The following is a 25,108-nucleotide window of genomic DNA, read 5'->3' as shown; positions in this document are numbered from 1 at the left end:
AATTACGACTATTAATTCCTAACTAGAATTTAATTATGGCAAAAGAAGAATTAGAATGTTCATTTTGTGGTAGAAAGAAGCCAGAAACAAATTTACTTATTGCAGGTCTAGATGCTCACATTTGTGATCGTTGCATAGAACAAGCGCATGGAATTGTTATTGAAGAATCTAAACAAACAGGAAATTCAGATTTAAGTGCTGAGTTAATGTTGAGAAAGCCGAAAGAAATTAAAGCTTTTTTAGATGAATATATAATTGGACAAGAATATACAAAGCGAGTTATGTCCGTTGCCGTTTATAATCATTATAAACGTTTATTACAACCTCCATCTGATGATGATATTGAAATACAAAAAAGTAATATCATTATGGTTGGGCAAACTGGTACAGGTAAAACATTAATGGCAAAGACAGTTGCAAGAATGTTAAATGTGCCTTTGGCAATTGTAGATGCAACTGTTTTAACAGAAGCTGGTTATGTTGGTGAAGATGTTGAAAGTATTTTAACACGTTTATTACAAGCTGCTGATTATAATCTTGAAAAAGCTGAACGAGGTATTGTTTTTATTGATGAAATAGATAAAATTGCTCGTAAAAGTGATAACCCTTCAATAACGAGAGATGTTTCTGGTGAAGGTGTTCAACAAGCATTATTAAAATTGTTAGAAGGAACTGTTGTTAATGTACCACCTAAAGGAGGTCGTAAACATCCAGACCAAAAGTTTATTGAAGTTAACACAGAGCATATATTATTTATTGCTGGTGGTGCATTTGATGGCATTGAGCGCGTTATTACAAAACGCTTAAATATGCAAGCTATTGGTTATAGTTCTATAAATTCTGATGATAATGTAGATAACGATAATATCTTGCAGTACATTATTCCTAAAGATTTAAAAGACTTTGGTTTAATACCAGAGATTATAGGTCGTCTACCTGTGTTAACACATATGGATCCGTTAGATGCTAAGACATTAAGAGCTATTTTAACTGAGCCTAAAAATGCCATTATTAAACAATACAAAAAATTATTTTTAATGGACGAAGTCGCTTTTACAATTACAGAAGGTGCACTAGAATATATCGTAAGTAAGGCCATAGAGTATAAGCTTGGAGCACGTGGTTTACGTTCACTGTGCGAAGAAATTTTAACTGAAGCTATGTTTGATTTACCAGGTTCTGGTGAAACAAAACTTAATGTTACCAAAACGTATGCTGAAGATAGGTTATCTAAGTCAACTTTAAAGAAATTGAAAGCCGTCTCGTAAAAACAAAACTTTATAAGTAAAAACCACAATTTCTAATTTTGAAATTGTGGTTTTTTTATTTAGTTAGGATTGATTAATATAATATTGCATGGCAATATTTTATTTAGTTCTTAAGGGATTATAATAATAAATAGCACATTTATTTACCGCAAGGTATAGGCTTAAAATAAAGTAAACGTTGTTTAATTTATTTTTTGGTTAAAGACTATTGATTAGTCGATGTAATAAAATTTAATGTTGTTTTTAACGATGAAGGGTCAGTTGCATTTTAATGTAAAGAATATGCTCATTCCTTTAATTAAAATTAGAGTAGCTTATGTATTGTTTAAGCGTAATAATTCTTCTATATAATCTCTAGAATTAGATAGACGTGGTACTTTATGTTGTCCACCAAGCTTATCGTTTTCCTTTAACCAATCATAGAATAGATTTGGTCTAGCCATGTGAATAGTAGGCTTATTTAAAGTCATGTTATTATAGCGTTTTGCTTCGTAATCAGAGTTTAAGGCTTTTAATGCATTATCAAATAATTCATTAAAATAGTTGATGCTTTCAGGTGGCTTTTTAAACTCAATGATCCATTCGTGAGCACCTTTTTCTTTACCATTCATAAAAATTGGAGCTGCTGTATAGTCTACAACTTCAGCTGAAGTACGTTTACATACTTTTTTAAGAGCATCTTCAGCATTTTCAATGATTAACTCCTCTCCAAAGACATTAATGTGGTGTTTAGTACGACCAGAAACTTTGATACGATGTGGACTTAAACTAACAAAACGAATAGTATCACCAATTTTATAACGCCAAAGACCAGCATTAGTAGTAATTACTAAAGCATAATTAATATTCAGTTTTACATCACTCAAGGGTATTACTTTTTGCTCTAGAGTCCCATAAGTATCCATAGGTATAAACTCATAGAAAATACCATAATCCAACATTAGTAATAAATCTCCTGAGTTATTCTGATCTTGGATAGCAAAAAAACCTTCTGAAGCATTATAGATTTCATAATACTTAAATTGCTTTTTCGGTAGTATTGCTCTGTATTGTTCAATGTAAGGATGGAAGCTCACTCCACCATGAAAGTAAACTTCGAGATTAGGCCAAATATCAAAAAGGTTATCTTTTCCTGTTTTATCTAAAACATTATTGAGTAAAACTAGCATCCAGGATGGTACACCTGTTAAGCTGGTTACGTTTTCATCAATAGTTTCATCTACAATAGCTCCCATTTTTGTTTCCCATTCACTCATTAATGAAACTCTGCTACTAGGAGTACTACTAAATTCTGCCCAAAAAGGCATATTATCTATTAGTATTGCGCTTAAATCTCCAAATATGGTACCGTTTTCTTTATAAAGTTCTTTACTGCCTCCAAGACGTAAGCTCTTTCCAGTAAACATTTGAGAGCCTTCATTATTATTGAGGTACATACATAATAAGTCTTTACCACCTGCATAATGACAATCTTCTAAAGATTCAGTACTAACAGGAATAAATTTACTTTTTGCGTTAGTTGTTCCACTAGATTTCGCGAACCATTTAATAGGTCTTGGCCAAAAAATATTGTATTCCCCATTTCTAGACCGTTCAATTAATGGTTGAAAAGCTTCGTAATTAACAACAGGAATACGCTCGCTAAAATCTTTATACGATTTTATTGATGCAAAGTCATATTGCCGACCAATTTCAGTGTCTTTTGCTATTTTTAGTAGACTAAAGAGCAATTCATTTTGTACTTCATTAGGATATTTGAGAAACAATTCTATCTGATGAAATCGTTTTTTCAAAAACCAAGAAGCAATAGAATTTACAATTGGAATTGGCATGGATTAGTTATCTTTATTCTCTAAGCGAGATTTATATTACTAGTTAGGTTTTGTAGTCGTAAATCTTCATTTTATAAGCATCTTTATATTTAATTTAAAGAAGCTTATGCGTTAAAAATACTAAATTTCTTTTATGCTTTATAAAGGTGTCCTTACAAAAATGCAAACTGAGTTTTTAGAACCAATTCAATATTATTTGGTCTTTGAAAATGATTTTATTCATATGAATCAATTATTGAATAAGACTATTGAAATGAAACTCGTTGGGCATCAGTGCTTAAGTTGCGGATTAGATCGCCCAATATATAGACAAGGCTTTTGTAAAACATGTTTCTTCGATAAACCTTTAGCAGGTGATTGGATAATGCGACCAGAGTTAAGTACAGCACATATAGGAAAGGAAGATCGTGATTTGGAATATGAGAAAAAGGTGCAATTGCAGCCACATATAGTGTATTTAGCAAATTCTAGTAATGTAAAGGTTGGTGTAACAAGGAAAAGTCAAGTGCCAACGCGTTGGATAGACCAAGGTGCTCATGAAGCAGTTGAAATAGTTGAGGTTCCAAATAGATATTTAGCTGGTATTACAGAAGTAGCTTTAAAAGATTATGTAGCAGATAAAACCAACTGGAGAAAAATGCTAAAAAATGATATTGAGGATGAAAATCTTTTGGAATGGAGGCAAAAGTTAAAACAATATATTCCTGAAGAAGCCCAAGATTATTTTATAGAGTATAATTCTGAAACACATTTAAAATTTCCGGTAGAACACTACCCAGAAAAACCAAATAGCTTAAATATAAAAAAGCAACTAGAGTACTCAGGTAAATTAGTTGGTATAAAAGGACAGTACCTAATATTTGAAGATAATACAGTATTCAATATTAGAGCGAATGAAGGCTTGGTAGTGGAATTAAATATCTAAATGAAATAGATTTTAAATACATTTACCAATCCAATAAAGAATAAGAGACTTCTAGTTACTTTATTAATAATCACGTTTATATTCCTAAACTTTTGCTTAATTACTATGCTAAATCTACTTTATATATATAGTGTTAGAATCTTACCAGCATATACACCAACAAAAAATAGAAATAGTACTAGTAAAGAAGATTGTAATGACAACATAATATTATTAGTATTGATAAATCCATAAACTACAAGCCAATAAACTAATACTGGTGGATTTAAAAGACCTAGTAGAAAACCTGTAGCGTATTTTGATTTTAAAAGTTTATTTGATTTTGTTGCAGACTTTGATTTTCTGTTATTGGATTTAAAGAATAGAAAACTGCCAATACCTAATAGAAGTATAGCAATACTAATTTGTAACCATTGATTGGCATTGAAAAAATCTTTTACTGCCATATTAAAGTGCAAAGCGTAATAAGACAAAATGACTTCTGCAATACCTGCTGCAATTGCTATTTTAAATGCTTGAGACGCATTTTGCTTAAGTGTAGTATTAATTACAGCAATATTAGAAGCGCCTAGAGGTAATGCTCCAATAATTGAAGCTAAAAGACCAATAAAAAAGTATAGAATAAGCATGACTCATTTGTAGTATAAGTTTTAGATAACTTACAAATGAGACACATAAAGTTTGGAAAAGATGTGCAAACAAAAAAGAGCAATATTTCTATTGCTCTAGTATATTATAAATACGTAGATTAAAATCTATACGTTTTCAGCGTCTCTAAGACCTTGAATATATTCAGCTTTCTGAATTTCTCTTCTTCTTTTTACAGAAGGTTTTGTGAAATAACGAGACTCTCTTAAGTTTTGCATAATCTGCACATTTCTGTGTTTACGCTTGTAACGCTTAAGTGCACGTTCTATATTTTCTCCTTCTTTGATTTCGATTTTAATCATTATATCGATATATTTTTGTTATCTAATTCTTGCAAATGGTCGGCAAATATATGCTAACTATTTGAAAATAAAAAATTAAATTATTTTAATTACCCTAAATAGGTCTTTAAAATTTTACTCTTACTTGCATGTCTTAATCTTCGAATGCCTTTTTCTCTAATTTGTCTAACACGTTCTCTTGTTAAGTCATAGATTCCACCTATTTCTTCTAAGGTCATTGGTGGCTGATCTCCAATACCAAAATTTAAACGAATAACATCACTTTCCTTTTGAGTTAACGTTTCTAAAGCACGCTCAACTTCTAGATTCAGTGATTCCTTCATTAAATTTTTATCTGGTCTTGGTGACTCACTCGCACTAACTACGTCATATAAACTAAATGTCTCACCATCTTTTAATGGTGCATCCATAGATAAGTGACGACCTGAGTTTTTCATAGATTGCTTAACCTCACGTGCGCTTATATCTAACTCGCGAGCAATTTCTTCAGCATTTGGAGGTCTTTGGTGTAATTGTTCTAAATGCGAAAACGCTTTATTAATCTTATTGATTGTACCAATCTTATTTAATGGTAAACGTACAATACGAGATTGTTCTGCTAATGCTTGAAGTATAGCTTGTCTAATCCACCATACGGCATAAGATATAAACTTAAAACCTCTTGTTTCATCAAAACGCTTTGCTGCTTTTACTAAACCAGCATTACCTTCGTTTATTAAATCTGGAAGTTTTAATCCTTGATTTTGATATTGCTTAGCTACAGAAACAACAAAACGCAAATTCGCTGTTGTTAGTTTATCTAATGCAACTTGATCACCTTTACGTATAAGTTGTGCCAATTCTACTTCTTCTTCCGCTGTAATTAGTGGAATCTTACTTATATCTTGAAGATATTTATCTAATGATTTATCTTCTCTATTGGTAACTTGCTTGGTGATTTTTAACTGCCTCATGTATCCTTTTTAAAATTTGTGAACCCACATGATAACGTAATATTTAAGAAATCCAAAAAAACGGGCAATTATTAACAGAAATTGTGAAAAAAGTATGGTTTTGACGTAAATGTCAGTCGTTTTTAGTTGAATCTTGTACTTTTTTGTCCTTCGATTTCTTTTTCCCATCGAGAAGTCCGCCTAAAACAGAATTTAAACCTTCTTTTATATTATCATCAATAGTTGTTTTTGTGCTGTCAGTTTTAGTTTTAGTAGAATCCGTTTCTTTAGTATTAGAATCACCTCCTACAAGACCACCTAATAAATCATTAATTTGATTTGTTCCTAGATTTAAGAATTTTTGTTTTTGTATTTCAATGAGTTGTTTCGTTAAATTAGAAATACCACTTGTTAAGTCAGTTTTAATATTTGGTTTTGTAACTGTTCCTCCAATAGTTGCAGTTACAGGAATCTTAATAATGTCAACTTCAGAATCATTTATTTTTCCGATGAGTCTATTGACCTCACTTCCTAAATATTTAGCTGGTACTTGCAGAACAGCACTGTAATCCATTGTGTTAGAAAAACTATGCGTTCCAGATATTTCAATAGGGATGTCGTCTTTATATATAAAAGTAAATGGCTTCACTGAAACTTGCCCATTTTCAAAACTTAAATTAGTTTTAATGTCTTTAAAATCGAATTGATCTAAATCTAAAAAATCTAGTTTATCACTGAGACCGGAAAGAATAGCACTTTGATTTGAACTAATATTATCGGTTAATACTTCAGCTAAAGCATCTCCAGAAATAGACATTAAATCTGGTGTAAAGTTTTCATCTAAAATACCATTTAAATCTATTGTAGAATTGAGTTTTCCTTTAAGTATTTTAGCAATTGGTGCTAAAAACTTCAATAGTTCTAATTCTTTAAATGACTGTGAAATATCAAACTGTTGCATTGCTAACTTCATATCAAACTTTGGTTTGACACCTTTAGTAGAAACATTACCAGAAATTCCTAGCTGACCTTTAAACAAATCTGTTGTCATGTCTTTTAAATTAGCATTCTGATCTTTTATTAATAGCTCACCATTTACATTCTTTAATGTTAGGTTATCATAAAGAACAGATTTTGCATTGGCAGTAATAGCACAATCTAAAAAGTCAGGAATTTTTAGAGATTCTGAATCTGATGTTGTCTTATTTGAGGATTCAGTTGCAGTTTCATCTTCTACCATAAAATCTGAAATAGCAAATGTGTTTGAGTTGACATTAAAATTCCCTTGAAGCTTTTTATTACTTAATAGAAACCCGAGTAAATTATTAATAGTTCCTGTTGCAGAGAAATCACTCTTACCTGTTAATGCGTCAAAACTATTGAGGCTAACTATTCCTGGTTTAAAGGTTAAATCTGCCTTATTAATTTGAATAGGATTTACAATGTCTTCAGATGAAAATATAAAGTCCGAAATTGAAACACTTCCATTATTTTTAATACGCTGATATGCATTGGTCTCTATGGCATTCATGTCAAAGGCAGTGTTCAGTTTTCCTTTTAAAATACCACTTAATTGATTTTCTAATTCTAAAGGATAAGCTTTAGAAATATTGGCTAAATTTAAAACACCATCTAAATTGGCGTTGACTAAAATATTGCCAGTTAGATTTTTAATATGCGCTTCAGATTTAAAAACATCTTGATCAATTTTAAAGTCTAGTTTATTGATGTCAATAAATGTATCATCTACGTTACCAGTTGTGTTTTTAACCGAAGCATTAATCATTATATTGTCAACGCTTTTTGGTAAGTCAGGATATTTAAACGAAGCATTTTCTGAGCGCATGTTTATATCTAAAGTTGGAATAGTTTCTTCAGACATCAAGCCTTTAATAATACCCTTGACAGTAAAATTCCCAGTTGTAGTTACATTTTCAATATTCTTGGCATAAGCGTTAGGGATTACAGCTAAGAAATCCTTAAAAGACGATTCGGGGTTTTTAAAGCTGATATCAATTTCTTGCCCTTGCTCAACTAATTGCACAAAGCCTTCAAATTCTAGTGGTAAAGCATTTATAAAGCCTTTGTTTTTTTTAAACGTGTATTTTTCTTGCTCTAAATCTAAACCGATTAGCGCATCTAACTTTATAATATTATTACTTAAATATTCGGTACTGTCTATAGCTATGCTAATCATAGCTTCGGTTTTAGTAACTAATTCTGAACCGTTGCCAGAAAAAATGCCTTTACCATTATGGTTTATCTCCGTTGCATAAAGTTTTGTGTTTGCGCCTTCATCAATGTAAATGAAAGCACTATTGTTGAGTTCGTAATTTTCAATATCAAAGCTAAAACCAGTAGGACTTGAGTTTGCTTCTACTTCATTGGCGTCATCACTTTCTTTTACAATATCATAATTTACAGAACCATTTTTATTAGTTTTTAAGGTTAATAACATTTCATCTGCAATAATTTCATTTATAATAAGTGGTTCTTCCGTGCCTTTAAACAATTCGCCAATTGGCATTTCAAAAGACAACGATTTTGCAGTGGCAAGAGTTTCTCCTTCAAAAGGTAACCTATTTGTAATTTTTAAATTATCAACATTAACTTCTGCCTTTGGAAAACTGCTTATTAAGCTTAGACTAATGTCATCAAAACTTAAATCTGCATTTAGGTTTTCATCTCCATAATTCTGAACGATGCTATCTATTTTAGATTCTAAAACAAAAGGAATAGCAATTAGTATTGCAATAAAAAGGAGTAAGATGATTCCAATAATTTTGAAAATTTTCTTCATAAGTGCTTTATTATTTTGATAATAGCTTCTATATATTATACGTAAAGTAGAGCAGAATAGTTGTGCTATTAAGAAACTTTGGGAGTGTTTTAATGATTTAATAACATCTAAAGGAGCTCAATTTCTTCGTTTACTTTGAGTTTAAAACGCCTTCTGAATAAATAAACACCTAGATATAAAAATGGTGTATCTAATGCCGCGACTAATACTTTAAATAAAAAACCACTGATTAATAAGCCTTTAAAATTAGTCCAATCGATAATACCAAACGAGCATAATAAAAATACAATAGTAAACGTATCAACAAATTGAGAAAACCAAGTTGAAAAGTTGTTACGCAACCAAAGGTGTTTGCCTTTTGTTCTGCGTTTCCAGAAATGATAAATTTGAATATCTACAAATTGCGCAAACAAATATGTTAGCATACTCGCAAATACAGCGATTGTAGAATTTCCAAAAACGGTATCAAATAGAGAATTATTTACTGGAGACCATGAGGTAGCAGGTACAATTGAAGCTGTGTAAATAATTAGTAGCGAAAATATCGAGGCAAAAATACCAACGACTACCACATCATTAGCGCGTTTTTTGCCATAAATTTCACTGATTAAATCTGTAATTAAAAATGTAATTGGGTAAGGTAAGATACCAACAGAAATTTCAAAAAGTTTGCTTCCAAAAATCTCAACATCAATTGGGTACCAATAAAAAAATTTTTGAAATATTAGATTAGAAACCACTAAAGACGTTATAAAAAGCGCACCCAATAACAAATAAATCCGTTGTGCTAATAGCTTATCTTTTAATGGCATTGAAAATGGTTAATAAATAGTTTCAGTAAAGATAAAGTATTAATTATTCTTTTAGTTATTTTGAACTTTCTATGACACCAACAAAAAATGTTTACATAGCATTAGGAAGTAATAAAGGCAACAAATTAGACTATTTGCAACTTGCCGTTGATGCTATATATGAAAGAATTGGTGTGGTTAGTAAGATATCTAAAGTCTATAAAACACCTGCTTTTGGTTTTGATGGAGATGATTTCTATAACGCATGTATTAAGGTAGAAACAGAACTGAAACCTAAGAAGGTTTTGAAAGTGCTTCAATCCATTGAGATTGATTTAGGAAGACAATCGAAAACAAAAGAAGGTTATGAATCTCGTGAAATAGATTTAGACATTTTGTTTTACGACGATGTTATTATTGAAGAAAAATCTTTAGTAATACCACATCCAGAAATGGAAAACCGTAAGTTCGTTCTAAAACCACTTTGCGATATTGCTCAAGATATTGAACATGTAAAATTGAATAAACTAATTTCAGTTTTATTGGAGGAATGTGAAGATGATTCTGAAATAGAACCTATTAAAATATGGTTAAAAAACCCTAAGAGAGCATTTACTTTTGGTGACTATAATTACATTGCTATTGAAGGTAATATTGGTGCAGGCAAAACCAGTTTAGCTAATAAAATAGCTCATGACTTTAATGCGAAATTAATTTTAGAGCGTTTTGCAGATAATGCGTTTTTACCAAAATTTTATAAAGAACCAGAACGTTATGCATTTACTTTAGAAATGTCTTTTTTGGCAGATCGTTATCAGCAAATTTCTGATGATTTATCGCAATTAGATTTGTTTAAAGATTTTATGGTAAGCGATTATGATGTAAATAAGTCGCTTATATTTTCTAAGGTGACTTTACCAGCAGATGAGTTTCGATTATACCGAAAATTATTTTATCAAGTTTATAAGGACATTGCGAAACCAGATTTATATGTTTATTTATATCAAAATACAGAACGACTTCAGAAGAACATTAAAAAGCGTGGACGTAATTACGAGAAGGATATTAAAGATGATTATCTCGAAAAAATTAACTCTGGTTATCTCGAATTCTTAAAAAGTCAGCCAGAAATGAATGTTAAGATTATTGATATTTCTGATAAGGATTTTGTGAAGTCTCGTGAGGATTATTTGTGGCTGCTAAATGAAATAGGCGGTCAGAAACAATTGTAGAGTGTTGTTGTAATCTTTCCTTTGTTGTTTTCTAAAACGACTTCGTTTATTTTTTTTGCTTTTAAAACTTTTAAATTAAAAGGCGCTTCTAATAGGTTAACACCACTATTTTGTTTTAGCCGAATCCCTTGACTGGCTATTTTATCTTTATTAGGTTCAAAGTTTCCAAATGGGATATGCTCTGTTAGAATTATGTATTTGTAATTAATTAGTTTATTAACAATACTTTGAATTTCTTTATTCGATAAATGTTGAAGTACTTGTCTTAATATGATGCAATCAGCTTTGGGAAGCTCATCTCTCGAAATATCTAAGCATTGAAATTCTAGATTTTCTTGTTTATACAATTTCTTATTTCTTTCGATAAGGGTTTCAACAATATCAACAGAAACATATTTTTTAGAATATTTGTATAGCTGTTTTCCAATATTGAAATCGCCACAACCCAAATCACAAACAGTTAATTTGCCTTTGTGAGATTTTAAAAATGAGCGTACAGCATCTAAATAAGGTTGAATGATTTCTGGATTGTGAGAACCTTCGCCAGAATAAAAATCCAAGTCTTTTCCGCCCCAAAGATGCTGCTCGTAAATTTGATGCATTACGTCTTTTGTAGACCAAGGTGTTTTTAATTTTTTCACTAGTGGAGTTTACTAAACACATCCCAAACTACAACACCACAACTTACTGAAATATTTAATGAATGTTTGGTACCATATTGAGGGATTTCAATCACAATATCGCTAGTATTTACAACATCTTGTGCAACACCTTTTACTTCATTACCAAAAACAAAAGCATATTTAGTATTAGGTTGAGGTTTAAAAGTATTAAGCATTGTTGTATTTTCCGCTTGTTCAATTGAGCAGATTTTTATGTTCTGCGTCTTCAAGGAGTTAATCACATCTATAGTATTCTCTATATACTCCCATTCTACAGTTTCTGTGCTGCCAAGCGCAGTTTTTCTAATATCGTTATGAGGTGGTTGAGCAGTAATGCCACAGAGGTAAATCTTTTCAATTAAGAAGGCATCACTTGTTCTAAAAACAGAGCCTATATTATTTAAACTTCTAATATTGTCTAGAATTATAATAATTGGAGACTTTTTAGCAGCTTTGAATTCTGAAACTTCTAATCGGTCTAATTCTTCGTTTTTTAACTTTCTCATATTTATCAACACTTGTAGATAACTTATAGTTTTTAGGCTTCAATAACCCTCAAATTATAAGTAAATTAGCATTCTTACAATTTCAACAAAAATAAAGAAAACAGTTGGCTAAAAAGGTAAAAAAAGTAACACCATTAATGAAGCAATATAATGCGATCAAGGTTAAATATCCTGATGCATTACTATTGTTTAGGGTTGGTGATTTTTATGAAACCTTTGGAAGTGATGCAGTGAAAGCGTCTAAAATACTCGATATTATCTTAACCAAACGTGGTGCTGGTAGTGAGAGTGAAACTGAATTAGCAGGTTTTCCGCATCATTCTTTAAATACGTATTTGCCAAAATTAGTAAGGGCTGGTGAGCGAGTTGCCATTTGTGATCAGTTAGAAGACCCTAAACAAACAAAAACTATTGTAAAGCGTGGTGTTACGGAATTAGTTACACCTGGTGTTGCTTTTAATGATGATATTTTACATTCTAAGTCCAATAATTTTTTGGCAGCAGTTTATTTTGAAAAAAAGAATATTGGAGTTTCATTTTTAGATATTTCCACTGGTGAGTTTTTAACGTCTCAAGGTAATGCTGAGTATATTGATAAACTACTTCAAAATTTTAGTCCAAGTGAGGTTTTAATTTCCAAACAAAGTAGAAAAGAGTTTGTAGAAACCTTCGGAAATGACTTTCATACTTTTTATCTAGAAGATTGGGTGTTTCAAGCCGATTATGCAAACGAGACATTAATTAAGCATTTCAATACCAATACATTGAAAGGTTTTGGAATAGAAGATTTATATGAAGGTATAATTGCTTCGGGTGTTGTGCTTCATTATTTAGGTGAAACCCGTCACAACAAATTAGAGCATATCGCAACGATTTCTAGAATTGCAACCGATGATTATGTATGGATGGATAAATTCACGATCAGAAATCTAGAGTTGTATCATTCTACAAATGCAAATGCCGTTACTTTAATCAACGTTATTGATAAGACTATTTCTGCTATGGGAGGTAGAACTTTAAAGCGTTGGCTTGCACTTCCATTAAAGCATGCAGATAAAATTAAACAGCGCCACGAAGTTGTTAGGTTTTTGTTAGATAATGAATCTGTACTTCAAAAGAATCAAGGACAGATTAAGCATATTGGGGATATTGAACGCTTAATTTCTAAGATTGCTACCGCAAAAGTAAGTCCACGAGAAGTGATTCAACTTAAAAATTCATTAGAAGCTATAGTGCCAATAAAATCAATTGCCGAAGCTTGTGATAATGAAGCTTTAAAGGTTTTAGGTGAAAGCTTGAATAATTGTGATTTACTCCGCGAAAAAATTAAACAAACCCTAAATGAAGACGCTCCTGTTAACGTTTTAAAAGGGAATACAATTGCCGAAGGCTTTTCTCAAGAACTAGATGACTTAAGAGGCCTATCAAAATCTGGAAAAGACTATCTTGATAATATGTTGCAACGCGAAAGCCAACGTACAGGAATTTCGTCTTTAAAAATTGCTTCAAATAATGTATTTGGTTATTATATCGAAGTGCGAAATTCGCATAAAGATAAAGTTCCGGAAGAGTGGATTAGAAAACAAACACTTGTTAATGCAGAACGCTATATAACGGAAAAACTTAAAGAATATGAAGCTAAAATTTTAGGTGCTGAAGAACGTATTTTAGCAATTGAACAGCAACTATTTTCCGAATTAGTACTTTGGATGCATCAGTTTATAATTCAGGTCCAGCAAAATGCGCAGCTGATTGGTCAATTAGATTGTTTATGTGGTTTTGCAAGTTTGGCGAAGACAAATAAATATATATATCCTCAGATAGATGATAGTTTCGATTTAGAGATAAAAGATGGTCGTCATCCCGTTATAGAAAAACAATTGCCTTTAGGCGAAGCGTATATAGCAAATGATTTGTATTTAGATAGAGAATTGCAGCAAATCATTATGATTACAGGACCTAATATGTCTGGTAAGTCAGCTATTTTACGACAAACAGCATTAATTGTTCTATTAGCGCAAATAGGAAGTTTTGTTCCTGCAAAAGAAGCTAGAATTGGCCTAGTAGATAAAATTTTCACAAGAGTTGGAGCAAGTGATAATATTTCAATGGGTGAATCTACATTTATGGTAGAAATGAATGAAACTGCTTCTATTCTTAATAATATATCAGACAGAAGTTTAGTACTTCTTGATGAAATAGGAAGAGGAACTAGTACTTATGATGGTATTTCTATTGCTTGGGCAATTAGTGAGTATTTGCATGAGCATCCTGCAAAGCCAAAAACCTTATTTGCTACTCATTATCACGAGTTAAACGAAATGACTGAGACCTTTGATAGGATCAAGAATTTCAATGTTGCTGTGAAAGAGCTAAAAGATAATGTACTTTTTGTACGTAAGTTAATAGAAGGCGGAAGTGAGCATAGTTTTGGTATTCATGTAGCAAAAATGGCAGGAATGCCACAGCAAGTCATTCGACGTGCGAATAAAATTCTTTCTAAGTTAGAGAAATCACATTCTAGTGAGGAGTTAACAGATAAGGTGAAATCATTGAAGGATGATTTGCAATTGAGTTTCTTTAACCTAGATGATCCTTTGTTAGTTGAAATAAAAGACGAAATCTTGCATACAGATATAGATACGTTAACACCAGTTGAGGCCTTAATGAAGCTCAATGAAATTAAGCGTATGTTGATAAAGAAAAAACAGGCTTAAAATAAATTCTATTTATTTTAAAAAAAGGCTTTGCTTTTCTCAGAAATATTTTAAATTTGCATCCGCTTTAAAAGCGTAATAGTTCTTTTTAAAATTGCGAAAGTAGCTCAGGGGTAGAGCATCACCTTGCCAAGGTGGAGGTCGTGGGTTCAAATCCCATCTTTCGCTCTATTCTTTAAAATATACCAATTTGATTACATTGCTGTAATCAGGATGCTGAAGTGGTGGAATTGGTAGACACGTTGGACTTAAAATCCAATGTCCATTAGGACGTACGGGTTCAAGTCCCGTCTTCAGTACAGAGAAAAGTCGAAACGAAAGTTTCGACTTTTTTTGTTTTTATAAATTTATAGGCTCGATACTTTATTTAAATATCAAACTAGCTCCAATTAGTTCTACGATGAAAGTTTAATTCTCTAGTCATAATTAATAGTTTATACAGATAATTCTGACTTAATTTACAATAAGACACTACTTAAACACCTATACTTTACCTATACACTAAGATTATAGGATTGTTCAATATATGATGAAAAGAAAAAAAACAGATAAACGCATGAGTTATAAGTATTTTGTCTGCTTAATTAAACGGTTTGACTAAAACAACTCTTTGTATGCTATTTGTAGTAATGATAATGAAGTAAAGCGATAAAAAAGGTAGTATATTAATGAAAGTTAAATTGAGTTGTGAACCAGATACGTATTGTTGTAATTTGTTTCATTTTCAGGTTACTTTTTGCTATTAATCAAACCAATTACATTATGAACAACCTATACATTGTTGCTTCAGTGACTTTGTTGAGTTCTGCTTTTATAGTTACCATTTTGATTAACAAAATTAGATGGATTGTTAAGAGTATGGATTTAATTGATCGTCCAGATCATAGAAGTTCTCACATAGAATCTACACCCACAATGGCAGGAGTTTCGTTTTTTCTAACAGTCATATTTGTTCTTATTATAATAAAACCTTGGGACACTACTGGAGTTGGTATTAACTTAATTGCTGCACTCGGTTTAATGTTCGCTGTTGGCCTCAAAGATGATTTGGTAGTTTCTACGCCAAGAGCAAAAATAATAAGTGAAGTGCTAGCGATAGGTATGATATTATTTTGTAACTGTCTTAAAGTAAGTTCTTTGGGTGGGTTTATGGGAATTGGTGTAATACCAGACTTTGCAGCTTACATTTTAGTTACATTGATTATTTTAACCATAATTAATTCATTTAATATGATTGACGGTATTGATGGGTTAGCTTCAATCATTGGTATAGTAATATTTAGTGTTTATGGTTTCTTGTTTCTAATTTTTGGTTTAGAATTCTATTTTTTACTTTGTCTTTGCTTTCTAGGAATACTTATTGGTTACATACGTTTCAATTTGTCTAAAAACAGGAAGATTTTTATGGGAGATACAGGGTCATTATTCATAGGGTTTTGTATCGGCTTCTTATCAGTTAAGTTTTTGTCAATAGACTCGAAACTATTTCAAGAATTTTCTTTTATACCGAGTAATAAACTTATAATAATTGCTGCAATCTTTTTTATCCCTCTATTTGATATCATAAGGGTTATCAGTATACGTCTAATAAACAAGAATAGTCCTTTTAAGGCAGATAATAATCACATTCATCATGTACTAATAAATTCAGGTTTAAGTCATTTTAAAGCTAGCTTATTTTTAGGCTCTTTAAACTTAATCTTAGCCTCAGTGTTTATTTTTCTATCGAGGAGTTATGGCAGCTTCGAAATGATAGGATTTTACTTATTAGCATTCATATTACTATTAATAGTGTTTTATAAATTGAAAAGAAATATAGAAAAAGGAAATAGGTTTAGATACCTCGTATCTGCTATTCAATTTTTATTCTAAAGTTATAATCGTAATAATGAAATTAATTAAGGTTTTGCCTTATTAAAAATAAACTAGTAACATTATATGTTAGAAAATAAATCAATTTTGATTACGGGTGGAACAGGCTCTTTGGGTAAAGCACTTACGGCGCATATCTTGCAGAATTGGCCTGGCGTTAGAAAGCTAGTCATCTTTTCGAGAGATGAGCAGAAACAATATTTAATGGAACAAGACTACCCAGTTTCAAAATTTCCTCAGATAAGATTCTTTATTGGAGATGTTAGAGATCGAGAAAGACTTGTAAGGGCATTTAGAGATGTAGATTATGTTATACACGCTGCAGCTATGAAACATGTTCATATTGCAGAATATAACCCTGATGAATGTGTAAAAACCAATGTCGGTGGAGCAGAAAATGTTATACAAGCCGCATTACAAACCAATGTACAAAATGTAGTTGCATTATCAACTGATAAAGCATGTGCACCAATAAATCTTTATGGTGCAACAAAGCTTACTTCAGACAAATTATTTGTTGCAGCAAATAACATAAGGGGTAAACACAATATAAAATTTTCTGTTGTTAGATATGGCAATGTAATGGGTTCTAATGGATCGGTTATACCATTTTTCTTAAAGAAAAGGAAGGAAGGCATATTACCAATTACAGAAAAGTCTATGACCAGATTTAATATTTCACTACAGGGTGGGGTTGATATGGTTATGCACGCTATGAAATCTGCTTGGGGAGGGGAGATATTTATTCCTAAAATACCATCATATAAGATTACAGATGTTGCTGATGCTATTGGACCAAATTGCGAACATAAAGTTGTTGGTATTAGACCTGGTGAAAAAATTCATGAAGAAATGATTACGTCATCTGATGCTTTTTTTACCTATGATCTTGGTAAATACTATGTGATTTTGCCTCAAACACCAATGTGGAAAAAGGATGAATTTATATCAAATTTTAAAGCAAAATTAGTACCTGAGGGCTTTGCTTATAACTCAGGAAAGAATACAGAATGGGAATCAGTAGAATCTCTACGTACTTTGATTAAAAAACATGTTGATTCAAATTTTAAAGTTGAGTAATGAAAGCGATACCGTACGGAAGACAACATATAACCGATGAGGATATACAGGAAGTATTAAAAACACTGACTTCAGACTATTTAACCCAGGGACCAAAAATAGCAGAATTTGAAGAGGCTTTTGCAAATTATGTTGGTTGCAAGTATGCGGTTGCTTTGGCCAATGGAACAGCAGCTTTACATCTATGTACAATGGCTTTAGATGTGAAAGAAGGGGATAAAGTTATTACTACGCCAATAACATTTGCTGCTTCAGCAAATTGTGTTCGCTATTGTGGTGGAGAGGTTGTTTTTTCCGATATAGATCCAGAAACGTACTTGTTGGATATACATAAGGTAAGACAATTATTAGAACAATCTCCAATAGGTACTTATAAGGGTATAATACCAGTTGATTTTGCTGGTAGAGCTCATAACTTAGAAGAGTTTAGAGTTTTAGCAGATGAGTATAATCTATGGATTATCGAAGACGCATGTCATGCGCCTGGTGGTTACTTTAAAAATAATCAAAATAATGTAGTAAAGTGTGGAAACGGAAGCTATGCGGATTTATCAATTTTTTCTTTTCATCCTGTAAAACATATTGCTTCTGGTGAGGGAGGTATGATTACTACAAACGATAAACAACTTTACGAAAAACTAAAGCAGTTTAGAACTCATGGTATTGTTAAAGATAATAATGCATATCAAAATTCTATAGAGCTAGCAGGCGGTATAGATGAATATCCTGGTTGGTATATGGAAATGCAAAACCTTGGATATAATTATCGCATAACAGATTTTCAAGCAGCTTTAGGGTTGAGTCAACTTAGTAGAGCTAATGAGGGCGTTTCTAAAAGAAGAGAAATAGCATCAAAATATTTTAATGCTTTTAAAAATAAGCAGTTTATAAAAGGACAGTCTGATGTTGTTGATGGGCATGCCTATCATCTTTATGTTATTGAAGTAGAAGATCGATTAGGTTTATATGAATATTTAAGGCGAAATAATATCTATGCTCAGATTCATTATATACCATGCCATTTAATGCCGTATTATCAAAAATTCGGATGGAAACAAGGTGATTTTCCTAATGCTGAAAATTATTATAAGCATTGTATCAGTTTACCAATGTATCCCACATTAACAGGTGAAGAACAGGCATATGTTATTGAAAAAATAAACATGTTTTATAATGAATAATATTGATCTTGAATCTGAACGTTTGACTTTTAAAAGGGTTTCTAATGAGCATATTTCTAATGAATATGTGAGTTGGATAAACGATCCCGAAGTCAATATGTATATAGAAACAAGAGGAAATTATACACTAGAATTATTAAAGGCATATGTTGAAGAGCAATATAAAAACGAGATATTTTTTTGGGCTATTCATTTAAAAAGCACAAAAAAACATATAGGCAATATAAAAATTGATCCTATAGACTATAAAACCAATTTTGGTGACTATGGGATATTAATGGGAGACAAAACAAATTGGGGAAAAGGATATGGCAAAGAGGCAACACTAAGAATTTTAGATTATTGTTTTAATGAAATTAAATTATCTAAGGTCAAACTAGGAGTAATAGAGGATAATAATAAAGCTGTAGAGCTATACAAAAATATAGGATTTAAAATAGATGGAGTAACGAGGGATATAGGTGTTTATAACAATAAACTTTGTAACTCATTAAATATGTCACTAGATGTCGAAGACTTTAAATAATAAATTGATTTTGGGAACCGTTCAAATGGGCTTAGCTTATGGTATTAATAACACTATAGGTAAGGTGTCTTTAGAAGATAGCCATGCAATTTTTGATCATGCTTATGACAACGGTATTACCATGTTAGATTCTGCAGAAGCCTATGGAAATGCACATGAGGTTATAGGATCTTTTCATAAAAAAAATCCAACTAAATTATTTCAAATCATTACAAAATTGCCACATCAATTTGATACTGAAATTAAAGATAAGGTAGATCGCTATCTCAATGATTTAAAGGTCCGTCAATTACACGCTTTGCTATTTCATAGTTTCTCTAGTTACAAAGAGAATATTAACAACTTTAATAGTCTAATACAATTAAAAGCGAGTGGGAAAATAAAATATGTTGGAGTGTCGGTTTATAATAATGAAGAGATAGAAGAAGTCATAATAAATGAGCAGGTAGATATCATTCAATTGCCTTTCAATCTTTTTGATAATTCAAATTTAAGAGGTGATATCATAGCCAAAGCCAAAGCCAAAGGAAAAATTATACACACAAGATCAGCACTTTTACAAGGCTTATTTTTTAAGGATGTAAATTCAGATCATCAAACTGTTAGACGACTTAAAACCGAATTAATGCAATTATCTAATATTACTAAGAATAGAAAATCTTCAGTAGCAGAGTTAGCTTTGAATTATTGTATTCATCAAAAATCAATAGATAATGTACTTATAGGTGTAGACTCAAGAGAACAACTTGTAAATAATATCTCGGTATTAAACCCAACAATTGGCCAAGATATTGTACAAGAGATTAACAATATAAAGGTTTCTGATATTAATTTATTAAACCCTTCGCTATGGAATTAAGAACAATATTAGTGACCCAAGCGCGGACAGGCAGTACTAGGCTACCTGGCAAAGTACTCAAGGAAGTTAATGGTAAATCCTTATTGCAAATACATTTAGATAGAATTTCCAAGTCTGTAAGAATAGATGAGATTGTAGTAGCCACAACTACTAATGATAAAGACGCTATCATTTATAATAATGCTATAGAATGGGATTATAAAAGCTTCAGAGGTTCGGAAGAAAATGTGTTGGATCGCTTTTATCACGCTGTAAAGGACGAAAATGCAGATTGGATAGTAAGAGTAACATCTGATTGTCCATTGCTTGATCCTCAATTACTTGACGAGGTAATAGAGTTCGCCCAAAACCATAACTATGACTATGTGTCAAATGGTTTAATAGAACATTTTCCTGATGGACAAGATGTTGAGGTATTCAAATTTTTGGCTTTAGAGAAAGCTTGGAAAAATGCAACTTTAGTTTCAGAATTAGAACATGTTACACCATATATCATAAATAATAGTGATGTAAGAGGTGGCAACATTTTTAGGAGTATTAATTACGATTGTAAACAAGACTTTTCTCATATAAGAATGACAGTAGATGAATCAAGAGATTTTGATCTGATAGAGCATCTAATTCTTGAGCTAGGTACCGAAAAAACTTGGTTAGAATATACAGATTATATAGAAGCGCATAATTTGACCAAAATGAATGATCAAATTATTAGAAATGAAGGACTTATAAAGTCATTAAAAAAAGACATAAATGGGTAAGGGGCAAGACTTATATAGAAAAGCTAAAACATTGATTCCAGGAGGCACTATGTTGCTGTCAAAGCGACCAGAAATGTTTTTACCAGAACATTGGCCATCCTATTTTTCAAAATCAAAAGGATGCAAAGTATGGGATTTAGATGGCAAAGAATTGATAGACATGTCTATTATGGGTATAGGCACTAATACACTTGGATATGGTAATGATGAAGTAGATGCTGCAGTTATAGAAACTGTTAAAAGAGGGAACATGAGTACATTAAATTGCCCTGAGGAAGTTCAATTAGCTGAGCAGTTAGTAGAAATGAATCCTTGGGCAGATATGGTGAGATTTGCCAGAACAGGAGGAGAAGCAAATTCTATCGCTATTAGAATAGCGAGAGCGGCTTCTGGTAAAGATAATGTAGCTATTTGTGGTTATCATGGATGGCATGATTGGTATTTATCTGCAAACCATAATGGTGGTGATGATCTGTCTGCACATTTAATCCCTGGATTAAGTCCAAAAGGCGTTCCTAGAAATTTGAAAAATTCAGTTTTTCCATTCCATTATAATAATTATGAGGAGCTTTTAGAGATTGTTGAAAACAATGATATTGGCGTGATTAAAATGGAAGTGATGCGAAATTTTGGTCCTGAAAATAACTTTTTGCAGAAAGTAAGAGACCTAGCAACACAGAAAAATATAGTCCTCATTTTCGATGAGTGTTCTTCTGGTTTTAGAGAAACATTTGGTGGTATTTACCAAAAATTTAAGGTAAATCCAGACATGATAATGATGGGCAAGACTATTGGAAATGGATATGCACTTACAGCAGTTGTAGGACGTAAATCGGTTATGGAAGCTGCTCAAACTACTTTTATTAGTAGTACGTTTTGGACGGAAAGAATAGGGCCTAGTGCTGCAGTAGCCACACTAAAGGAAATGCAACGTATAAAGTCTTGGGAGATAATTACGGAAACAGGAAATAAAATTCAGAATGGTTGGTCAAGTCTAGCTGAAACGCATAATCTAGATATAACAATTTCTGGGATTTCGGCAATGACAACTTATGGTTTTAATAGTAATAATGCATTAGCATACAAAACCTATATAACACAAGAAATGTTGAAAAGAGGATTCTTAGCTAGCACACATTTTTATGCATGTACGGCACATAATGACGAGCATATCGACAGCTATTTCAATGCTTTAGATTCTATTTATGCAACAATTTCTAAATGTGAATCTGAAACTTTAAATATATATGATTTGTTGGATGGTCCAGTATGCCATTCAGGATTTAAAAGATTAAACTAAGTGAGAATGAATTCATATAAAGTATTACATAACCAGGTATTCTCCAACGATGAGTTCTCTATAGTTCCTATTCGTTATGAGGATCGTATGGATATATTAAAATGGAGAAATGAACAGATTTATCATTTAAGACAAGATAAGCCTTTGACAAGAGAAAATCAAGAGGTATATTTTAAATCAGTTGTTAGTGAGCTATTCAGTAAGGAAAGTCCTAGTCAAATCTTATTTTCTTACATGGAAAATGATGCATGTATTGGTTATGGCGGTTTGGTTCATATTAATTGGGTCGACAAGCACGCAGAAATTTCATTTATAATGAATACCATATTAGAACAAGACTATTTCTCTAAGCATTGGACTATTTTTTTAAAACTTATTGAAGAGGTTGCTTTTAAAGAACTACAGTTGCATAAACTGGTTACATACGCTTTTGATCTAAGACCACATTTATATGAAATCATTGAAAATGCAGGATTCGTAAGAGAAGCAGTTTTGAAAGAGCATTGTCTATTTAATGATTCTTATTTAGATGTAATAATGCATGGAAAAATTAACAAGGTAAATGTTTCAAAGGCATAAATAATGAAAAAAACAATCGTAATAACAGGAACTAGTAGAGGTTTAGGTAAAGCATTTGTGGATGTTTTAATGAACTATGAAGACTGCTTTGTTATTTCATTGTCCAGACAGTTAAGTGAAGACCAGAAACAGTATTCGTCCGAGCGATTTCATTTTATAAAAGTTGATTTGTCTGACGATAAATTGATTCAAAAAATTGAAGTATTAAAAGATTTAATTACTAATGAAGCTGTCTACTTTATTAATAATGCGAGTATTATAGAACCTTTAACCAAAGTTGGAAATATTGATGATTTATCGATTGATAATACATTGTCAGTTAATATAAAATCAACGATGTTGATTACTAAATTTTTGCTTTCAAATTTTAATTCTAACGCTTTAACATTTGCAAATATTAGTTCTGGCGCTGCTAAAAGAGCCATTAGAAATTGGTCATTGTATTGTTCATCAAAGGCTTTTACTGAAATGTTTTTTGATGTGGCTGCAGAGGAGTATAAAGCGCATAGATTTTTAAATATAAATCCTGGTGTTATGGATACAGGTATGCAAAAAACATTGAGAGCTAGTGATTTTCCTGATGTTGAAAATTTTAAGGCATTGCAAACTGAAGGCCAGCTAAAACAACCAATTGATGTTGCAAATGACCTTATCAAAAATATAATATTTACAGAATGAAGATAGCCGTAATATCTGATATACATGGTAATTATGATGCGCTTTTTGAAGTCTTGAAAAAGGCTAAAAAAGAAGGTGTGGAGCATTTACTAGTTCTTGGTGATATTGTGGGTTATTATTATCATCCTGACAAAGTTCTAGAAGCACTTTCAGAATGGAGTTTTGATATCATAAAAGGAAATCATGAGTACATATTAGAAGACTTAATTGCTAAGCCTGATTTGGCTAATTCAATTCGATTAAAATATGGAAGCGGACATAAGGCAGCTTTGGAAAAATTATCAGAAGAACAATTGAAGTTTTTAAAAGAGCTACCAGAAACTAAATCTGTTCAATTTGATGAAGTTTCCATTCTAATGTCTCACGGAAGTCCATGGTCAAATGATTTTTATATATATCCAGATTGTGGAATGGATATAATAACACGTTGTGATTCTACCGAGCATAATTTTGTTTTAGTAGGACATTCGCATTATGCCTTTGCAATTAACAATGCCAATAGTGTACTTGTTAATCCAGGATCTGTCGGGCAATCAAGGCAAGAAGGAGGAAAATCGTCTTGGTGTATGATTGATACAAATAACAAATGTTTTAGAATGTTTTCTACCGATTATGAGGTAGATAATTTAATAAATGAAATTGCTGAAAAAGATGAAGATATAGAATACTTAACCAAAGTTTTAATCAGAAATAAAGGGACATGAAAAATGGGTTAAACATATTAGTCACAGGCTGTGGTGGAGACATAGGGCAAAGCCTGGGTAAAATTTTAAAAAAATGGGCTTACACTAATAATTTGTTTGGAATTGATATTTCAGATAAAAATGCGGCGCAGTTCATTTACCCTAATTTTTCCGTGGGTTTACGCTATACTAATTCTGAATATTTACATCAACTAGAGACCTTCATCAGTTATAATGATATCGATATTGTCATCCCTATTGCAGAACCCGAATTACGGTATTTCTCAAAGCAAAATATTTTAAATGAAATTGGCAATGCTAAAATGATTACAGCATCAACTAAGGCTTTAGAGATTGGTTTTGATAAATATGAAACAGCTGAATTTTTAAAAACAGAGGGCTTCCCTTTTCCTAAAACTTATTTGGCAAAAGACTTAGATACTATTGAGTCTTTTCCTGTAATTCTAAAATCTAGGACTGGTTCTGGTAGTAAAGACATTCATAAGATTAATAACATGGAGGAGTTCTCGTTTTACACTAGGCAAAATATTGAAGATTATGTTATACAGGAATTTATACCTGAAAAAAAAGGCGAATATACTTGTGGACTATTTAGAAGTAGTAAAGGGGAGATAAGATCTCAAATATTTAAAAGAGAACTTCTTAGTGGTTACAGCGGATATGGAGAGGTGGTTGAAAACGAAATTATTACGTCACTTTTAGAGGAATTAGCAGTTAAATTAGATTTAGTAGGTAGTATTAATATTCAGTTGCGGTTAGCAAATGGAGTGCCTAAGGTTTTTGAAATCAATCCGAGGTTTTCAAGTACAGTACTGTTTAGACATCTTTTTGGCTTCGAAGATTTAATATGGTCTTTAGAAGATAAACTGGGACTAGAATTATCTGATAATAGACAGATTGTAACTGGTAGAAAGTTTTATAAAGGTTACGAAGAACACATTAAGTAAGTAAGATAA

23 protein-coding genes and 2 tRNA genes are annotated in these 25,108 nt (G+C 31.6%); 17 read left to right on the top strand and 8 right to left on the bottom strand.

Going from position 1 to position 25,108, the window contains the following annotated elements; translation table 11 throughout:
• The first annotated feature begins 35 nt into the window (after positions 1-35).
• A complete protein-coding gene (gene clpX / locus WPG_RS04140; protein WP_045469712.1) occupies positions 36-1,268 on the top strand; it encodes an ATP-dependent Clp protease ATP-binding subunit ClpX in 1,233 nt (410 codons plus the stop codon).
• 314 nt (positions 1,269-1,582) lie between these two features.
• On the opposite strand, the gene WPG_RS04135 is transcribed toward clpX, so the two are convergent.
• Positions 1,583-3,100 carry a GH3 auxin-responsive promoter family protein gene (locus tag WPG_RS04135; protein WP_045469709.1) on the bottom strand — a complete coding sequence of 506 codons (1,518 nt, stop codon included), beginning with the start codon at positions 3,098-3,100 and terminating at the stop codon, positions 1,583-1,585.
• A gap of 133 nt (positions 3,101-3,233) precedes the next feature.
• Between WPG_RS04135 and WPG_RS04130 the strand changes: the two genes are divergently transcribed.
• Entirely contained in the window at positions 3,234-4,025 is a 792-nt protein-coding gene (locus WPG_RS04130) for a DUF2797 domain-containing protein (RefSeq protein WP_045469706.1), read from the top strand.
• Between the two features lie 119 nt (positions 4,026-4,144).
• On the opposite strand, the gene WPG_RS04125 is transcribed toward WPG_RS04130, so the two are convergent.
• The 5 genes from WPG_RS04125 to WPG_RS04105 all read right to left on the bottom strand — a co-directional run bounded on the left by WPG_RS04125 (position 4,145) and on the right by WPG_RS04105 (position 9,519).
• Positions 4,145-4,654 (bottom strand): LysE family transporter, encoded by a 510-nt coding sequence (locus WPG_RS04125; RefSeq protein WP_045469703.1) that lies wholly within the window; start codon positions 4,652-4,654, stop codon positions 4,145-4,147.
• 126 nt (positions 4,655-4,780) lie between these two features.
• Positions 4,781-4,975, bottom strand: coding sequence for a 30S ribosomal protein S21 (gene rpsU / locus WPG_RS04120; protein WP_008269492.1), 195 nt, complete (start codon positions 4,973-4,975; stop codon positions 4,781-4,783).
• A gap of 89 nt (positions 4,976-5,064) precedes the next feature.
• Entirely contained in the window at positions 5,065-5,928 is an 864-nt protein-coding gene (locus WPG_RS04115) for an RNA polymerase sigma factor RpoD/SigA (RefSeq protein WP_045469699.1), read from the bottom strand.
• A gap of 112 nt (positions 5,929-6,040) precedes the next feature.
• The gene (locus WPG_RS04110) at positions 6,041-8,707 is read right to left on the bottom strand and encodes an AsmA-like C-terminal region-containing protein (RefSeq protein ID WP_045469696.1); all 2,667 of its coding nucleotides are present in this window, start codon (positions 8,705-8,707) and stop codon (positions 6,041-6,043) included.
• Between the two features lie 107 nt (positions 8,708-8,814).
• The gene (locus WPG_RS04105) at positions 8,815-9,519 is read right to left on the bottom strand and encodes a queuosine precursor transporter (protein ID WP_045469694.1); all 705 of its coding nucleotides are present in this window, start codon (positions 9,517-9,519) and stop codon (positions 8,815-8,817) included.
• 71 nt (positions 9,520-9,590) lie between these two features.
• On the opposite strand from WPG_RS04105, the gene folK reads away from it, so the two are divergent.
• Positions 9,591-10,730 (top strand): 2-amino-4-hydroxy-6-hydroxymethyldihydropteridine diphosphokinase, encoded by a 1,140-nt coding sequence (folK, locus tag WPG_RS04100; RefSeq protein WP_045469692.1) that lies wholly within the window; start codon positions 9,591-9,593, stop codon positions 10,728-10,730.
• On the opposite strand, the gene WPG_RS04095 is transcribed toward folK, so the two are convergent.
• Both WPG_RS04095 and WPG_RS04090 read right to left on the bottom strand, forming a co-directional pair.
• Complete coding sequence (locus WPG_RS04095; protein WP_045475152.1) at positions 10,715-11,332, bottom strand: class I SAM-dependent methyltransferase; 618 nt, start codon at positions 11,330-11,332, stop codon at positions 10,715-10,717. The genes folK and WPG_RS04095 overlap by 16 nt on opposite strands.
• A 38-nt stretch (positions 11,333-11,370) precedes the next feature.
• Entirely contained in the window at positions 11,371-11,898 is a 528-nt protein-coding gene (locus tag WPG_RS04090) for a TrmH family RNA methyltransferase (protein WP_045469691.1), read from the bottom strand.
• Between the two features lie 104 nt (positions 11,899-12,002).
• Between WPG_RS04090 and mutS the strand changes: the two genes are divergently transcribed.
• From mutS to WPG_RS04020, 14 genes are all read left to right on the top strand, one after another.
• On the top strand, positions 12,003-14,615 hold the full coding sequence (mutS, locus tag WPG_RS04085) for a DNA mismatch repair protein MutS (protein ID WP_045469689.1): 2,613 nt from the start codon (positions 12,003-12,005) through the stop codon (positions 14,613-14,615).
• Between the two features lie 96 nt (positions 14,616-14,711).
• Positions 14,712-14,783 (top strand) — tRNA-Gly (locus tag WPG_RS04080).
• 47 nt (positions 14,784-14,830) lie between these two features.
• Positions 14,831-14,914: transfer RNA gene (locus WPG_RS04075), tRNA-Leu, on the top strand.
• A gap of 463 nt (positions 14,915-15,377) precedes the next feature.
• Complete coding sequence (locus WPG_RS04070) at positions 15,378-16,487, top strand: glycosyltransferase family 4 protein (RefSeq protein ID WP_052471144.1); 1,110 nt, start codon at positions 15,378-15,380, stop codon at positions 16,485-16,487.
• A 66-nt stretch (positions 16,488-16,553) separates the two neighbouring features.
• The gene (gene pseB, locus WPG_RS04065; protein ID WP_045469686.1) at positions 16,554-17,567 is read left to right on the top strand and encodes a UDP-N-acetylglucosamine 4,6-dehydratase (inverting); all 1,014 of its coding nucleotides are present in this window, start codon (positions 16,554-16,556) and stop codon (positions 17,565-17,567) included.
• Positions 17,567-18,748: a UDP-4-amino-4,6-dideoxy-N-acetyl-beta-L-altrosamine transaminase gene (gene pseC, locus WPG_RS04060; protein ID WP_045469683.1), complete on the top strand. Its 1,182-nt coding sequence runs from the start codon at positions 17,567-17,569 to the stop codon at positions 18,746-18,748. The genes pseB and pseC overlap by 1 nt, the downstream gene beginning before the upstream one ends.
• Positions 18,741-19,274: a GNAT family N-acetyltransferase gene (locus WPG_RS04055; RefSeq protein WP_045469679.1), complete on the top strand. Its 534-nt coding sequence runs from the start codon at positions 18,741-18,743 to the stop codon at positions 19,272-19,274. The genes pseC and WPG_RS04055 overlap by 8 nt, the downstream gene beginning before the upstream one ends.
• Positions 19,255-20,133 carry an aldo/keto reductase gene (locus WPG_RS04050; RefSeq protein ID WP_045469676.1) on the top strand — a complete coding sequence of 293 codons (879 nt, stop codon included), beginning with the start codon at positions 19,255-19,257 and terminating at the stop codon, positions 20,131-20,133. The genes WPG_RS04055 and WPG_RS04050 overlap by 20 nt, the downstream gene beginning before the upstream one ends.
• Entirely contained in the window at positions 20,124-20,891 is a 768-nt protein-coding gene (locus WPG_RS18350) for a cytidylyltransferase domain-containing protein (RefSeq protein WP_045469672.1), read from the top strand. The genes WPG_RS04050 and WPG_RS18350 overlap by 10 nt, the downstream gene beginning before the upstream one ends.
• Positions 20,884-22,191, top strand: a complete 1,308-nt coding sequence (locus WPG_RS18345; RefSeq protein ID WP_045469669.1) for an aminotransferase class III-fold pyridoxal phosphate-dependent enzyme — start codon at positions 20,884-20,886, stop codon at positions 22,189-22,191. The genes WPG_RS18350 and WPG_RS18345 overlap by 8 nt, the downstream gene beginning before the upstream one ends.
• Before the next feature lie 6 nt (positions 22,192-22,197).
• Positions 22,198-22,770, top strand: coding sequence for a GNAT family N-acetyltransferase (locus WPG_RS04035; RefSeq protein ID WP_045469666.1), 573 nt, complete (start codon positions 22,198-22,200; stop codon positions 22,768-22,770).
• Positions 22,771-22,773: 3 nt separating this feature from the next.
• Positions 22,774-23,448: an SDR family NAD(P)-dependent oxidoreductase gene (locus WPG_RS04030; protein ID WP_045469663.1), complete on the top strand. Its 675-nt coding sequence runs from the start codon at positions 22,774-22,776 to the stop codon at positions 23,446-23,448.
• A complete protein-coding gene (locus WPG_RS04025; RefSeq protein WP_045469660.1) occupies positions 23,445-24,152 on the top strand; it encodes a metallophosphoesterase family protein in 708 nt (235 codons plus the stop codon). Before WPG_RS04030 ends, WPG_RS04025 begins: the two co-directional genes overlap by 4 nt.
• Positions 24,149-25,099: an ATP-grasp domain-containing protein gene (locus tag WPG_RS04020; protein WP_052471143.1), complete on the top strand. Its 951-nt coding sequence runs from the start codon at positions 24,149-24,151 to the stop codon at positions 25,097-25,099. Before WPG_RS04025 ends, WPG_RS04020 begins: the two co-directional genes overlap by 4 nt.
• Positions 25,100-25,108 lie beyond the last annotated feature (9 nt).

Source organism: Winogradskyella sp. PG-2 (assembly GCF_000828715.1).
GTDB lineage: Bacteria > Bacteroidota > Bacteroidia > Flavobacteriales > Flavobacteriaceae > Winogradskyella.
Note: the sequence above shows the minus strand (reverse complement) of the source record. Positions and strands in the feature narration are given on the sequence as shown.